At 71.6% G+C, this 14,598-nt stretch carries 11 protein-coding genes; 7 read left to right on the forward strand and 4 right to left on the reverse strand.

Translation table 11 applies throughout. The features are described from left to right. The first annotated feature begins 31 nt into the window (after positions 1–31). From PSQ21_RS27875 to PSQ21_RS27895, 5 genes are all read left to right on the forward strand, one after another. Positions 32–790 carry an NUDIX hydrolase gene (locus tag PSQ21_RS27875; RefSeq protein ID WP_274034004.1) on the forward strand — a complete coding sequence of 253 codons (759 nt, stop codon included), beginning with the start codon at positions 32–34 and terminating at the stop codon, positions 788–790. A 144-nt stretch (positions 791–934) separates the two neighbouring features. Beyond that, a complete protein-coding gene (locus tag PSQ21_RS27880; protein ID WP_274034006.1) occupies positions 935–2,671 on the forward strand; it encodes an ABC transporter ATP-binding protein in 1,737 nt (578 codons plus the stop codon). Between the two features lie 106 nt (positions 2,672–2,777). Continuing rightward, the gene (locus PSQ21_RS27885; protein WP_274034008.1) at positions 2,778–3,719 is read left to right on the forward strand and encodes a FadR/GntR family transcriptional regulator; all 942 of its coding nucleotides are present in this window, start codon (positions 2,778–2,780) and stop codon (positions 3,717–3,719) included. 323 nt (positions 3,720–4,042) lie between these two features. Further along, a complete protein-coding gene (locus PSQ21_RS27890) occupies positions 4,043–5,590 on the forward strand; it encodes an RNA polymerase sigma factor (RefSeq protein WP_274034009.1) in 1,548 nt (515 codons plus the stop codon). A gap of 134 nt (positions 5,591–5,724) precedes the next feature. Then, positions 5,725–6,555, forward strand: a complete 831-nt coding sequence (locus tag PSQ21_RS27895; protein WP_274034010.1) for a S1 family peptidase — start codon at positions 5,725–5,727, stop codon at positions 6,553–6,555. Positions 6,556–6,677: 122 nt separating this feature from the next. On the opposite strand, the gene PSQ21_RS27900 is transcribed toward PSQ21_RS27895, so the two are convergent. Further along, a complete protein-coding gene (locus PSQ21_RS27900) occupies positions 6,678–6,911 on the reverse strand; it encodes a DUF7455 domain-containing protein (protein WP_018957087.1) in 234 nt (77 codons plus the stop codon). Positions 6,912–7,358: 447 nt separating this feature from the next. Here PSQ21_RS27900 and PSQ21_RS27905 point away from each other — a divergent pair, with 447 nt between their 5' ends. After that, positions 7,359–9,485, forward strand: coding sequence for a DNA gyrase/topoisomerase IV subunit B (locus PSQ21_RS27905; RefSeq protein ID WP_274034012.1), 2,127 nt, complete (start codon positions 7,359–7,361; stop codon positions 9,483–9,485). A 129-nt stretch (positions 9,486–9,614) separates the two neighbouring features. Here PSQ21_RS27905 and PSQ21_RS27910 read toward each other — a convergent pair whose 3' ends face one another. Both PSQ21_RS27910 and PSQ21_RS27915 read right to left on the reverse strand, forming a co-directional pair. Beyond that, positions 9,615–10,289, reverse strand: a complete 675-nt coding sequence (locus PSQ21_RS27910; RefSeq protein WP_274034013.1) for a response regulator — start codon at positions 10,287–10,289, stop codon at positions 9,615–9,617. Next, positions 10,286–11,992: an ATP-binding protein gene (locus PSQ21_RS27915; protein ID WP_274034014.1), complete on the reverse strand. Its 1,707-nt coding sequence runs from the start codon at positions 11,990–11,992 to the stop codon at positions 10,286–10,288. The genes PSQ21_RS27910 and PSQ21_RS27915 overlap by 4 nt, the downstream gene beginning before the upstream one ends. Before the next feature lie 183 nt (positions 11,993–12,175). On the opposite strand from PSQ21_RS27915, the gene PSQ21_RS27920 reads away from it, so the two are divergent. Continuing rightward, complete coding sequence (locus PSQ21_RS27920; RefSeq protein ID WP_274034016.1) at positions 12,176–13,195, forward strand: LacI family DNA-binding transcriptional regulator; 1,020 nt, start codon at positions 12,176–12,178, stop codon at positions 13,193–13,195. A gap of 35 nt (positions 13,196–13,230) precedes the next feature. Here PSQ21_RS27920 and PSQ21_RS27925 read toward each other — a convergent pair whose 3' ends face one another. After that, positions 13,231–14,502, reverse strand: a complete 1,272-nt coding sequence (locus PSQ21_RS27925) for a citrate synthase (protein ID WP_274034018.1) — start codon at positions 14,500–14,502, stop codon at positions 13,231–13,233. Positions 14,503–14,598 lie beyond the last annotated feature (96 nt).

Genomic DNA, 14,598 nt, shown 5'->3' on the forward strand with positions numbered 1-14,598 from the left:
TTATCGTCAGGCAGACGACTATGATCGCGGCATGCCGCCCTACGACCCTTCGGCCTTCCCGCCCTTCGCTGTCACCGTCGACCTGGTCGTGCTCACGGTGCGCGGTCACGCGCTCTGCGCGCTGGTCGTCCGCCGCGGAGAGACCCCGTTCCAGGGCAGATGGGCGTTGCCTGGCGGATTCGTCAGGATGGACGAGGACCTGGGGTCCGCCGCGGCGCGTGAACTCGTCGAGGAGACCGGTCTCTGCGCGCACGACCCGGCGAAACCAGCCGTGGGCAACGGGGCGCATCTGGAGCAGTTGGCCACGTACGGAGATCCGCGGCGCGACCCCCGGATGCGGGTGGTCAGCGTCGCCCACCTCGCCCTCGCGCCGGACCTGCCCGCGCCCCGGGCGGGCGGCGACGCCAACAGTGCGCGCTGGGCGCCGGTGGAGGATCTGCTGCACCCCGGCGCCGGGCGGGAGGGTGTGCAGGCGGAGCCGCTGGCCTTCGACCACGCGCGGATCCTGGCCGACGGCGTGGAGCGCGCCCGCTCCAAGATCGAGTATTCCTCGCTGGCCACCGCGTTCTGCCCGCCGGAGTTCACGGTCGGCGAGCTGCGCCGGGTGTACGAAGCGGTGTGGGGCGTGGTCCTCGACCCCCGGAACTTCCACCGCAAGGTCACCGGGACGCCCGGGTTCCTGGTGCCTTCCGGCGGGACGACCACGCGGCAGGGCGGCCGGCCCGCGCAGTTGTTCCGGGCAGGGGCGGCCACGGTGCTCAATCCGCCGATGCTGCGACCCGAGGTCTGAGCCACCGGGCGTTCCGCTGCGATGGCTCCGCGGAACGCCTGTCGGTCCACCCCTGCACCAAAAGTCTGAAATGTCGCGTTATGTTGCTGCGGTACCCCCTGCCGCCGAGCGGTCTCACCTTCCGCGAGAGACGCGAGAGAAGCGATGCTCCAGGCCATCGGACTCACCAGCACCCCCCGTCGCGACGCTCCGCCCGCCGTGAACGATCTGACCTTCGAGGCTCCCCCCGGCCGTGTCACGGCCCTGCTGGGCGCCCCCGGCTCGGGCAAGACCACGGCCCTGCGGCTGATGCTCGAACTGGACGCGGGGCGGGGCGTCGCCTACTTCAAGGGGCGGCCGCTGCACCGCATCGCCCACCCGGCGCGGGAAGTGGGCGTGCTGCTCGGCGACGTACCGGGTCATCCCTCCCGGACCGCCCGGGGGCAGCTCCGTATGCTCTGCGCGGCCGCGGGCGTGCCCGCCTCCCGGGCCGACGAGGTGCTCGAGGTCGTCGGGCTCGCCGGGCTGGGGGACCAGCGCCTGGGCGCCCTCTCGGTGGGGATGGACCGTCGGCTCGGCCTGGCCTCCGCGCTGCTCGGCGACCCCCACACCCTGATCCTGGACGAGCCGGCGGAAGGGCTGTCCCCACGCGAGAACAGTTGGCTCCACGGGCTGTTGCGTGCGCACGCGGCCCAGGGGGGCACGGTCCTCTACACCACGGGCGATCCCAAGGAGGCGGCCCGCACGGCTGAGCACGTCGTCACCATCGGCGGCGGGCGCCTCGTCGCCGACCAGGACGTCTCCGACTTCGCCCGCACCCGGCTCCGGGCCCGGGTCGCCGTCCGCACCCCCCACGCGGCCCGGCTGGCGGCCGTGGTCAGCCGCGAGGCCCGGGCCGCGCGGCGCTCCGTCGAAGTCGTCGAGGAGGCGAGCGGCCGGCTGACGGTGTACGGCAGTAGCTGCGCGGAGATCGGCGACACCGCGTACCGGCACGGTGTGCCCGTGCACCGGCTCGCCGACGAGATCGGCGACACCGGACCTGCCGCGCCGGCGGAGGCCGGGAGAGGGGAGCGGGGCGACTCGGCCGTCACTCTTTCCGAGCTGCCGCCCCCGATCCGGGTGCGCCCCGCGCGCGGCCCCCTGCGTCCCCTCCGGTACGAACTGCGACGCTCCCTGGGTGTCCGGACAACGGCCATGATCATGGCGGCCGTTCTGGTGGTGTCGGCCGCGGTGTCGGTGCTGCTGGCCCGCACGGACGGCACCGGGCTGCCCCGCGTGCTCGCCGCGTGGCCGGCCCTGCTGCCGCTCCCTCCCGCCGCGCTCGGCGCGGGCCTGCTCGGGGCACTGTCCTTCGGGGACGAGTTCCGCTATCCGGCACTCGCCGCCGCGCGCGGCACCGTGCCCCGGCGGCTCGGTCTGCTGCTGGCCAAGCTCACCGTGACCGCGAGCTTCGCTCTGCTGCTCGCGGGCCTCGCCGTGGTGTGCGGAGCGCAGAGCCTCCGGCTCATGTACGGACCGGACTTGATCGAGATTCCTTCGAACGCCCTCGCGCTCGGAGCGAGTTGGGCCGGCCTGACGGTCGGCTGTGCCTGGGCGGGGCTGTTGGCCGCCGGCGTCTTCCGGGTGGCCGGAGCGGGGGTCGCCGCCGTGCTCGCCGTTCCCGTGCTCGTCGTTCCGCTGGTGCAGAAGCTCTTCGCGGCGCCGTCCGCGCGTTCGGTCGCCGGGCTCCCGGGCCGCCTGCGTGAACTGGCCGGGTGGCAGCTGCCCCAGCAGGTGGACCACTGGGTCCTGGCCGTCGCGCGGGTGGTGGCGCAGCCCGTCGGCACCGCGCTCGCCCTGTCGTTGTCAGCCCTGATCTGCGCGTATCTGTTCACCAGCCTTCGAGGGAGGGCGCGTTGGTGATCGCCGTCGCGCCGTAGCGAGGACAAGGTCCCACAACTCCCGGAGAAATGACTATTTTGTAGGGATATGGCGTCAATTGCGGAGCGAGCGCCGATCACCCTTTCGTGTGCTTTTCACCAAAGACCTCAAGGGGTGGGCGAGCCACGCCGACAAAGGATGCGTGAGTACCCTTGCGCACACCACGATGACCGCCGCCCGCACCGTCGACTCCGGCCTGACCGGCTCGGGCGAACTCGACCGCTATCCCTATACGGAGGCGCCGGCCGGCGAGCGTGCCGCTTCCCGGGCCTGGGGCGGTTCCGATTCGGAGCTGGGACGGGCGAGCCGACGGGGATCGGCCAGCCGGGGGCGCGGTCTCCACGGCCAACTCGTCCAGCAGCTCGGCCAGATGATCGTTTCCGGTGACCTCGGTGCGGACCGCCCCCTCGTTCCCGAGGAGATCGGCCAGCGGTTCGAGGTGTCCCGCACCGTCGTCCGCGAATCCCTGCGCGTCCTCGAAGCCAAGGGGCTGGTCAGCGCGCGCCCCAATGTCGGTACGAGGGTCCGGCCGGTAAGCGACTGGAACCTGCTGGATCCCGACATCATCGAATGGCGGGCCTTCGGTCCGCAGCGTGACGACCAGCGCCGCGAGCTGGCCGAGCTCCGCTGGACCATCGAACCGCTCGCCGCCCGCCTCGCGGCAGGGCACGGCCGGGACGACATTCAGCAGCGGCTCGGCGACATGGTGGAGATCATGGGGCACGCGATGGGGCAGGGGGACGCGATCACCTTCTCCCGCGCCGACGCGGAGTTCCATGCCCTGCTCATCCAGGCGGCGGGCAACCGGATGCTCGAACACCTTTCCGGCATCGTCTCGGCCGCCCTTCATGTCTCCGGCGGCCCGGTCACCGGCTGCGACCGTCCGGGCGAGACCTCGCTCGCCCACCACGCGCGCATCGCCGACGCCCTGGCCTCCGGCGACGCCGGGGCCGCCGAGACGGCCATGCGCCAACTGCTCGTCGTCCACCCCGACGTCGAGCGTGTGGTTCCCGCGCCGCGCGAGCACTGACCGGGGCGCGGACGGGTGTGTGGGCCCGGTGCCGCCGGACCGCACGGGTCCGGCGGCATAATTGTGGGGGGATGGCACCCTTGGCCCATTTCGTCGCGTATGAGGTGTGACTCGGGCCACGCGGATTGGCCGTAACACTCCTCGAAGCAGCGCGATGACTTAAGAGGTGAGCGTCGCGGAAGGAATACAGCAACCCTCGGGTGCGCTGTGCAGTTCTGAGGCCAAACCCGCGCCGTCGGCGACATCCCCAGTCGACGGTCGTCGGTTCCAGCCCTCTCCAGGGCGGGGCCGGAAGCCGTTTCCATCGTTCCGAGAGGTTGTTCGTGTCGGCCAGCACATCCCGTACGCTCCCGCCGGAGATCGCCGAGTCCGAGTCTGTGATGGCGCTCATCGAGCGGGGAAAGGCTGATGGGCAGATCGCCGGCGATGACGTGCGTCGGGCCTTCGAGGCTGACCAGATTCCGCCAACCCAGTGGAAGAACGTTCTGCGCAGCCTCAACCAGATCCTCGAGGAAGAGGGTGTGACGCTGATGGTCAGTGCCGCGGAGTCGCCGAAGCGCGCCCGCAAGAGCGTCGCAGCGAAGAGCCCGGTCAAGCGCACCGCCACCAAGACCGTCGCGGCGAAGACCACCGTGACCAGGACCGTCGCGGCCCCCGCCGCCCCGGCGGCCGAGAGCGCGGACGCGGTGGCCGACGACGCCGTCGCGGCCGCTCCCGCCAAGAAGACGGCAGCCAAGAAGACGGCGGCCAAGAAGACCGCCGTGAAGAAGACGGCGGCCAAGAAGACAGCGGCGAAGAAGTCCGGCAAGCAGGACGACGAGCTCCTCGACGGCGACGAGCCGGTCGAGGAAGTCAAGGCCGCCAAGGGCGAGGAAGAGGAGGGCGAGGGCGAGAACAAGGGCTTCGTCCTCTCCGACGACGACGAGGACGACGCGCCTGCGCAGCAGGTCGCCGTCGCCGGCGCCACCGCCGACCCGGTCAAGGACTATCTGAAGCAGATCGGCAAGGTTCCCCTCCTCAACGCCGAGCAGGAGGTCGAGCTCGCCAAGCGCATCGAGGCCGGTCTCTTCGCCGAGGACAAGCTGGCCAACGCCGACAAGCTCGCACCGAAGCTCAAGCGCGAGCTGGAGATCATCGCCGAGGACGGCCGACGGGCCAAGAACCACCTCCTGGAGGCCAACCTCCGTCTGGTGGTCTCCCTGGCCAAGCGCTACACCGGTCGCGGCATGCTCTTCCTGGACCTGATCCAGGAGGGCAACCTCGGTCTGATCCGCGCGGTCGAGAAGTTCGACTACACCAAGGGCTACAAGTTCTCCACGTACGCCACCTGGTGGATCCGTCAGGCGATCACCCGCGCGATGGCCGACCAGGCCCGCACCATCCGTATTCCGGTGCACATGGTCGAGGTCATCAACAAGCTCGCGCGCGTGCAGCGCCAGATGCTCCAGGACCTGGGCCGCGAGCCCACCCCGGAGGAGCTGGCCAAGGAACTCGACATGACCCCCGAGAAGGTCATCGAGGTCCAGAAGTACGGTCGCGAGCCGATCTCGCTGCACACCCCGCTCGGCGAGGACGGCGACAGCGAGTTCGGTGACCTGATCGAGGACTCCGAGGCCGTCGTCCCGGCGGACGCGGTCAGCTTCACGCTCCTCCAGGAGCAGCTCCACTCCGTGCTCGACACGCTCTCCGAGCGTGAGGCCGGTGTGGTCTCGATGCGCTTCGGCCTCACCGACGGTCAGCCGAAGACGCTCGACGAGATCGGCAAGGTCTACGGGGTGACGCGTGAGCGCATCCGTCAGATCGAGTCGAAGACGATGTCGAAACTCCGTCACCCGTCGCGCTCGCAGGTGCTGCGCGACTACCTCGACTAGGTCGCGGAAGATTCACCGGCCGAGGGCCCGGAACCCCCAGGGGATCCGGGCCCTCCGGCGTGTCCTCGGGTGCGGACGGTGACCGGCTGGATCACGCTGGGTGGACCGTTACCGCCTCAGCGTCAGGAGCCTCCATGCCCCGTTCCGTCGTCCGTGCGTTGACCGGGGTGCTCGCCCTGACCGCCGCCGCGACCGTGATGCCGCTCGCCTCGCCCTCCGCGGCGCTCGCGGACAGCATCATCGTCGGCGGACAGCCCGCCCCGGTGGCGGACAGCCCCTGGGCCGTGGCGCTGTCGAGCCGGGACCGGTTCGGAGGGGCGCGCGCGGGCCAGTTCTGCGGCGGCGTCGCCGTGGCGCCCACGAAGATCCTGACGGCCGCCCACTGTCTGAGTGACGAGGCGCTCGGCGGACCGGTGGAGCGGGTGAAGGACCTGTTGGTCATCGCCGGCCGCGAGCGGCTGAGCGACTCCGGCGGCCAGGAGATCCCGGTCCGGTCCATCTGGGTGAACCCGGCGTACGACCCCGCCTCCAACACCGGCGACCTCGCGGTGCTGACGCTGTCCCGCGCGATGCCGAAGGGCGGCGTCATTCCGACGGCCAAGGACGGGGACACCGCCTACCGGGCAGGGACCTCGGCGGCCGTCTACGGGTGGGGCGACACGACGGGGAGCGGCGCGTACGCCTCGGTGCTGCGCTCCGCGCGGGTCCAGGTCCTGCCGGACAGCGACTGCGCGCGGGCCTACCCGGGCGGCCAGGAGGGCACGTACAAGGCCGCGGCGATGCTCTGTGCGGGCGATCCGGCGGGCGGGCGGGACGCGTGCCAGGGAGACAGCGGCGGGCCGCTGGTGGCCCGTGGGCGGCTCATCGGCCTGGTGTCCTGGGGCAGCGGTTGCGGGCGCGCGGGCAGCCCCGGGGTGTACACACGCGTCTCCGCTGCCCTGGAATGGGCCGCAGGCCGCCTCTGAGCCGGAGCGGAGTCGCCTAGCGCGGCCTGGCCGTCACGACGAGAACGGGCGGCTCCCCCGGTGGGGGAGCCGCCCGTCGGCCGGTCCTGGACCGGCCCCTGGCTCGTCGTGGATGCGAGGTATCAGTGTTGTTCCTCGTCGGCAGCGGCCGTCTGCACGGCGGTGAGCCGATCCGTCTCATCCTGTATTTCCGCGGCGATCTTCTTGAGTTCCGGCTCGAACTTGCGCCCGTGGTGGGCACAGAAGAGCAGTTCACCGCCGCTGATCAGGACGACGCGCAGATATGCCTGGGCGCCGCAACGGTCACAGCGGTCTGCTGCGGTCAGCGGGCTCGCGGGGGTCAGAACAGTAGTCACGTCGCCTCTTCTCTAGCTCGACGAGCTGTCGTACCAGGGTCAACATCCAACCAGGCCGAAAACGTTCCCGCTCGTGGCTTTTCTTCGAAACTTCTTCTCGGTGTGGCTGTCTGTTGCCGGTTGGCGGCGAATGTGCCGTATGCGGAGCGCTACGGTTTCGCATTGCTTGTCTTGGGGGTGGGTCCCACCGGCCGGCTTGCCGGTTTGTTCATGAGGACGTGCCCGGAGCCTAAATGGTTCATGCGTCGAAGGGAACGTGATGTGCACGTCACTCCAACGAATGATCGAACATCCATGCGAGCCTGGAGGAGGCTCGTCTAGCATGAGGATTCCCCGAGGGTGGCGTTACAACCGCTCTACCAGGCCTCTGTAGGCTCTCAGCGGCAACCGAAGCCCAGCCCGATCCCCACGGGGGCCCCAGATGAAATTCAGCGAGGAGCGAACCGCGTGACCGCCGAAACGTCCGTGCCGTCCACCGCGATGCTGACCGGAGCAGGCGGCGACCGGGACAGCTCCAACTACACCGCGCGGCACCTTCTCGTCCTCGAAGGGCTGGAGGCGGTCCGCAAGCGCCCCGGCATGTACATCGGGTCCACCGACAGCCGTGGCCTGATGCACTGCCTCTGGGAGATCATCGACAACTCCGTCGATGAAGCCCTGGGCGGCTACTGCGACCAGATCGAGGTCATCCTCCACGACGACGCCTCCGTCGAGGTCCGGGACAACGGCCGTGGCATCCCGGTCGACGTCGAGCCCAAGACAGGCCTCTCCGGCATCGAGGTCGTCATGACCAAGCTGCACGCCGGAGGCAAGTTCGGCGGCGGCTCCTACGCGGCCTCGGGCGGTCTCCACGGCGTCGGCGCCTCCGTGGTCAACGCCCTCTCCGCCCGCCTGGACGTCGAGGTCGACCGCAACAGCGCGACCCACTCCATCAGCTTCCGGCGCGGTGTCCCCGGCATGTTCACCGAGCAGGGGCCGGACAGCCCGTTCGACCCGGCCAACGGCCTCCGCAAGGGCAAGCGCGTCCCCAAGACCCGTACCGGTACCCGGGTGCGGTACTGGGCGGACCGCCAGATCTTCCTCAAGGACGCCAAGCTCGACCTGGAGACGCTCTACCAGCGCGCCCGCCAGACGGCCTTCCTCGTCCCCGGTCTCACGATCATCGTCCGTGACGAACGAGGGCTGGGCGGCGAGGGCAAGACGGAAGAGACATTCCGCTTCGACGGCGGCATCAGCGAGTTCTGCGAGTACCTGGCCCGGGACAAGGCCGTCTGCGACGTCCAGCGCCTCAGCGGCACCGGCACCTTCAAGGAGACCGTGCCCGTCCTCGACGACCGCGGCCACATGACCGCCACCGAGGTCACCCGCGAGCTGGCCGTCGACATCGCCCTGCGGTGGGGCACCGGCTACGACGCGACCGTACGGTCCTTCGTGAACATCATCGCCACCCCCAAGGGCGGCACCCATGTCACGGGCTTCGAGCGCTCCCTGACCCGGACGGTGAACGAGGCGCTCCGCTCCGCCAAGATGCTGCGGGTCGCCGAGGACGACGTCGTCAAGGACGACGCCCTCGAAGGGCTCACCGCCGTCGTCACCGTACGGCTCGCCGAGCCGCAGTTCGAGGGGCAGACCAAGGAGGTGCTCGGCACCTCCGCGGCCAACCGGATCGTGGCAGCCGTGGTCGCCAAGGAGCTCAAGGCCTTCCTGACCTCGACGAAGCGGGACGCCAAGGCGCAGGCCAGAGCGGTGCTGGAGAAGGCCGTGGCCGCCGCCCGCACCCGGATCGCCGCACGGCAGCACAAGGACGCCCAGCGCCGCAAGACCGCGCTGGAGTCGTCCTCGCTGCCCGCCAAGCTCGCCGACTGCCGCAGCGACGACGTGGAGCGCAGTGAGCTGTTCATCGTCGAGGGCGACTCGGCGCTCGGCACGGCCAAGCTGGCGCGGAACAGTGAGTTCCAGGCACTGCTGCCGATCCGCGGAAAGATCCTCAACGTACAGAAGTCGTCCGTCTCGGACATGCTGAAGAACGCCGAGTGCGGCGCGATCATCCAGGTCATAGGAGCCGGGTCCGGGCGCACCTTCGACATCGACGCCGCGCGCTACGGGAAGATCGTCCTGCTGGTGGACGCCGACGTCGACGGCGCCCACATCCGCTGCCTGCTACTGACCCTCTTCCAGCGCTACATGCGCCCGATGGTCGAGGCGGGGCGGGTCTTCGCGGCCGTCCCGCCGCTGCACCGGATCGAGCTGGTCCAGCCCAAGAAGGGCCAGGACAAGTACATCTACACCTACTCCGACAACGAGCTGCGCCAGACCCTCCTGGAGCTCCGGCGCAAGAACGTCCGGATCAAGGAATCGATCCAGCGCTACAAGGGCCTGGGCGAGATGGACGCCGACCAGTTGGCGGAGACGACGATGGACCCGCGCCACCGCACGCTGCGGCGCATCAACATCGGCGACCTGGAATCCTCCGAGCAGGTCTTCGACCTGCTGATGGGGAACGAGGTCGCGCCCCGCAAGGAGTTCATCACCAGCTCCGCGGCCACTCTGGACCGCTCGCGCATCGACGCCTGATCCTGAGCTCCCGCCGGCCCCCGCTTCCGTACCACCGGAGCGGGGGCCGCGTACGTTTCCGGGGCGGCGTGGAGCGTGCTCCGGGGAGCGTGGGTCCCCGGCAGAGCGCCGTACGGGCTCCTGGGCGGCTCAGCCGGCCGCCCAGGCGTACCGGTGTTCCGGCCGGCCCGTCTCCCCGTAGCGCAGCGTCAGTCTGACCTTGCCGGTGCGCTCCAGCAGCTTGAGATAGCGCTGGGCCGTCTGGCGGCTCATCCCCGCGCTGTCCGCGATCTCCTGGGCGGAGAGCGGGCCGTCGGCGCCGCGCAGGGCGCCCCGGACGAGCTCGGCGGTGGTGGGGGAGTGGCCCTTGGGGAGAGCGGGCTCCTCCGCCGCCCACAGTGCGCCGAAGAGCCGGTCCACCTGCGCCTGCTCGGCCTCCCCGCCCCCGTCGAGGGCCTGCCGCAGGGCCGCGTACGCCTCCAGCTTCGAGCGCAGCCCCGCGTACGTGAACGGCTTCACCAGGTACTGGAGGGCGCCGTGCCGCATCGCGTCCTGCACGGTCGCGACGTCCCGGGCGGCCGTCACCATGATCACGTCGGCCTGGCGGCCGAGGCGGCGCAGTTCCCGTACGACGGCGAGGCCGTTGCGGTCGGGCAGATAGTGGTCCAGCAGGATCAGGTCCACCGGGACCTTCTCGACCGCCTCCAGTGCCGCGGCCGCCGAGTGGGCCCGCGCGGCCACCCGGTAGCCGGGGACCTTGGCGACGTACGCGGCGTTGATCTGCGCCACCCGGACGTCGTCGTCCACGATCAGGACCTGGATCACCGGCGGCCTCCCCTCGTGGCCGGATACGTGGGGGGCGGCGGACCGTCGGGGGAGCCCGGGGCCGGCTCGGCCGGGGCCTCGGGCCCGGGCTCGGCCAGCGCCTCCGGCAGGACCACCGTGAACACGGCACCGCCTCCGTCCGCCCCGGACACCGACACACTGCCTCCCTGACGCTCCGCGAGCCTCCGCACGAGGGCGAGTCCGAGACCGCGCTTGCCGTGGGCCGGGACCTCCTTGGTGGACCAGCCCTCCGTGAAGATCGACGCGTGCTGCTCCTGGGGGACGCCGGGGCCGTTGTCGCGCACATCCAGGACCACCGTACGTCCCTCCGCGCACAGCCCGACCTCGATCCGGGCCCCGTCCGATCCGGCCGCCGCGTCCGTGGCGTTGTCGACGAGGTTGCCCATGACGGTGACCAGACCCCGGGGATCGACCACCCGGTCCGGCAGCAGGGTGCCGGGGGCCAGCCGCAGCGATACACCGCGCTCGGCGGCGACCGTCGCCTTGCCCACCAGGAGGGCGGCCAGCAGGGGGTCCTGGACCTTCTCGGTGACCTGCTCGGCCGTCGCCCGGTGCACGCCGACCACCTCCGTGACGAACTCCATCGCGTCCTCGTGCATCTCCAGCTCCAGCAGCCCCAGCAGGGTGTGCAGCCGGTTCGCGTGCTCGTGGTCCTGGGCGCGCAGGGCGTCGATCAGCCCCGTGGTGGAGTCGAGTTCGCGGCCCAGGTGCTCCAGCTCGGTCCGATCGCGCAGGGTCACCACGGCCCCGCCGTCGTCCGTGGGCATCCGGTTGGCCAGCAGCACCCGGCTGCCCCGTACCGCCAGCAGGTCGTCGCCGACCACCCGCCCGGCCAGCACGTCCGTGGTCCTGCCGTCGCCCAGCACCTCCTCCAGGGTCCGGCCCGCCGCTTCCGGGCCCACGCCCAGCAGCCGTTGCGCCTCGTCGTTCAGCAGCCGGACGCGGCCGGCCCCGTCCAGGGCGACGACCCCTTCGCGGATGCCGTGCAGCATGGCCTCGCGTTCCGTCAGGAGCGCGGAGATATCGGAGAACGCCAGATCATGGGTCTGCCGCTGCAACCGGCGGGAGATCAGGTACGCGGCGAGCGCCCCCACGGCCAGGGCCCCGCCCGCGTACGCCAGCAGCCCCGGGATCGCCCCGAGGAGCCGGGCGCGGACGCTGTCGTAGGCGATGCCCACCGACACCGCGCCGACCACGTCGCCGGACGGGCCGAGCAGCGGCACCTTGCCGCGCGCCGAGCGGCCGAGTGTTCCGCTGTCGATCTCCATCACCTCGCGGCCGCGCAGCGCCTCACCGGGGTCGGTGGAGACGATCGCGCCGATCCGGTGGGTGTCGGGGTGCGACCAGCGCACCCCGCGCTGGTTCATGACGACGACGTACTCCGCTCCGGTCGCCCGCCTGACCCGCTCGGCGGCCGACTGGACGGGGCCCCGCTCCGACGGGTCCGTGCTGGTCAGGTCCTGCACGATCCCCGGCTGGGCGGCGGTGCTCTGGGCGATGGCGAGGGCGCGGCGCATCGCCTGGTCGTCCAGCTGGTCGCTGAGGGGGGCCAGGAACAGACCGGTGACCAGGATCGTCACGCCGGTGATGACGGTCAGCTGCATCAGCAGGACCTGGGAGAAAACCCGCTGGGGCCAGCCGAACCGGCGCGGTCCCCTGCCGGGGGTCGGTGGGGCGTTCATCGTAGAGACGGTAAGGGGCGGGAGGGCCGGGCGGAAATTCGGCCGTGGTTCGGTGTCCGTCCGGGAGTTGGCCGTAGGCACCTCTTGTTTCGCGGCGCTGTGTCTGTGAGCGTTCCTGGAGCACTCCCGAGGAGTTCGCCCTCAACGCAATCCGCTTGCACTTCTTGCGCTAATCTTGCGCGCATGACGCGACGACTTGCTCAGGTGGCCCAGAAGGTGGGAGTCAGCGAGGCGACGGTCAGCCGGGTGCTGAACGGCAAGCCGGGCGTTTCCGACGCCACCCGGCAGGCCGTCCTCTCCGCGCTGGACGTCCTCGGGTACGAGCGCCCGACCCAGCTGCGGGGCGAACGGGCCCGGCTGGTCGGGCTGGTCCTGCCCGAGCTGCAGAACCCGATCTTCCCGGCGTTCGCCGAAGTGGTCGGCGGCGCGCTCGCCCAGCAGGGGCTGACCCCGGTGCTCTGCACCCAGACCAAGGGCGGCGTCTCCGAGGCCGACTACGTCGAGCTGCTCCTCCAGCAACAGGTCTCCGGGGTGGTCTTCGCCGGGGGCCTCTACCACCAGGCCGACGCCCCGCACGACCACTACAAGGTGCTCGCCGACCGCAAGATCCCCGTGGTGCTGATCAACGCGGCCATCGCCCACCTCGGCTTCCCCGGCGTCTCCTGCGACGACTCCGTCGCCGTCGAGCAGGCCTGGCGGCACCTCGTCTCGCTCGGGCACGAGCGCATCGGGTTCGTCCTCGGCCCGTCCGACCACGTGCCCTCGCAGCGCAAGCTCGCCGCCGCCCGGTCGCTCGCCGAGGCGGCGGGAAGGACCGTGCCCGACGAGTGGGTGGCCCGCGCGATGTTCTCGCTGGAGGGCGGGCAGGCCGCCGCGATGCGGCTGCTGGACCGGGGCGTCACCGGCATCATCTGCGCGAGCGACCCGCTCGCGCTGGGCGCCGTGCGCGCCGCCCGCCGCCGCGGTCTCTCGGTGCCCGGCGAGGTGTCGGTCGTCGGCTACGACGACTCGGCCTTCATGAACTGCACCGAGCCGCCCCTGACCACCGTCCGCCAGCCCATCGAGGCCATGGGGCGCGCGGCCGTGGAGCTGCTCTCGGTGCAGATCGGCGGACGGGCCGTGCCCTCGGACGAACTGCTCTTCGAGCCGGAGCTGGTGGTGCGCGCGTCCACCGCCCAGCCGCCGCGCGAGAATTCCCTGTGATCCGTAGCTAATTTGCGTTGTCCGAGCCCTCTGGTTCAGGCCTGAGAGGGAGTCCGGGGGCCGGGCAGCGGCTGGGGAGGCCGGGGGCCCGTGTACTGCCCGCTGGGGCGGATGCGGAGCGGGCGCTCCCCGTACTCCTCCAGCGCGTGGGCGATCCAGCCCGCGGTGCGGGACACCGCGAACACGGTCTCGCCCGCGTCCGCCGCCATCCCCCGGGAGACGGACAGGACGGCCAGCGCCAGGTCGATGTTGGCGTGCAGCGGAGCGTGCCGCGCCGTCGTCTCCACCACCTCGCGGGCCGCCGCCAGCGCCCCGGCGGCCTGCGGTACCTCCTCCAGCAGCGCCAACAGGGCCGTCGCCCGGGGGTCCTCGCCCCGGTACAGCCGGTGCCCCAGGCCCGGCACCCGCCGCCCGGTCCGCAGGTGATCGGCGACAACGGGGACCGCGCTGCCCCGGTCCACCGCCTCCCGGAGCATCCGGTGCGCCAGCCCGCTCGCCGCCCCGTGCAGCGGCCCCTCCAGCACGCCGAGGCCCGCCGACACCACGGCGTACGGGTGGGCCCGCGCGGAGGCGGCGACCCGGGCGGCCAGGGTGGAGGCGGCCAGGTCGTGGTCGATCAGGAGGACCAGGGCCGCGTCCAGCACGGCGAGGGACGGGGCGTCCGCCGGCTCCGCGGTGAGCCGTGACCACAGCGCCCGCGCCAGGGAGCCTCCGTCGTCCTCCGGGCCACCGAGCGCCGGCAGCGCGCCCACCAGTGTCGGGATCAGACTCCGGGCGCTGCTCAGCACCGCCTCGGGCGACAGGTCGAACCGCAGCGGATCCGTGGCCGCCGCGGCGGTCACCGCCACCCGCAGCCGGTCCGTCGACCCGCTGTGCGCGGGCAGCGCGCCGACCGTCCGGCGCGCCGCCGCGAGGGTACCGGCGGTCGCGGTGAACCGGGCGCCGGGACGCACCTCGCCCGTCCACAGCCACTCGGCGACCTCCTCGTAGCCGTAGCGCCCGGCCAGCTCCGTCGCGTCGACCCCGCGGAAGAAGCAGCGGTCGCCCTCGATGAGCGTGATACCGGTGCGGAAGGCCAGGTCGCCCCCGGCCGGGGAGGCGTCCCGGCGCCCCGAGCGCCGGGCCAGCGCCCGGACCTCGTCGGCGTCGAACGTGCTGCCCCGCCCTCCGGCGGCCCGCGCGCTGTTCAGCTGGCCCCGGCTGACGTAGGCGTACACCGTCTCCGGCTTCACGCCCAGCAGTTCGGCGGCCTCCCGGGTGGTGAGCCGGGGTGCTTCCCGCTCGTCGGGCGCTGGTTGATCCGTCATGCCGACCACCGTATCCATCCTGAATCCATGAGGGAGTCCAAGGATCTCGGCCCCTATGTTGATTCAATCAACGTTGACAGAAATCGAGTCAATCAT

The organism is Streptomyces sp. MMBL 11-1 (assembly GCF_028622875.1).
Taxonomy (GTDB): domain Bacteria; phylum Actinomycetota; class Actinomycetes; order Streptomycetales; family Streptomycetaceae; genus Streptomyces.

Bases quoted from the DNA above. Each gene is read 5' to 3' on its own strand.
- PSQ21_RS27880 (WP_274034006.1), top strand. From the start codon at position 935: ATGCTCCAGGCCATCGGACTCACCAGCACCCCCCGTCGCGACGCTCCG.
- PSQ21_RS27895 (WP_274034010.1), top strand. From the start codon at position 5,725: ATGCCCCGTTCCGTCGTCCGTGCGTTGACCGGGGTGCTCGCCCTGACC.
- PSQ21_RS27925 (WP_274034018.1), bottom strand. From the start codon at position 14,502: ATGACGGATCAACCAGCGCCCGACGAGCGGGAAGCACCCCGGCTCACC.
- PSQ21_RS27915 (WP_274034014.1), bottom strand. From the start codon at position 11,992: ATGAACGCCCCACCGACCCCCGGCAGGGGACCGCGCCGGTTCGGCTGG.
- PSQ21_RS27920 (WP_274034016.1), top strand. From the start codon at position 12,176: ATGACGCGACGACTTGCTCAGGTGGCCCAGAAGGTGGGAGTCAGCGAG.
- PSQ21_RS27875 (WP_274034004.1), top strand. From the start codon at position 32: ATGCCGCCCTACGACCCTTCGGCCTTCCCGCCCTTCGCTGTCACCGTC.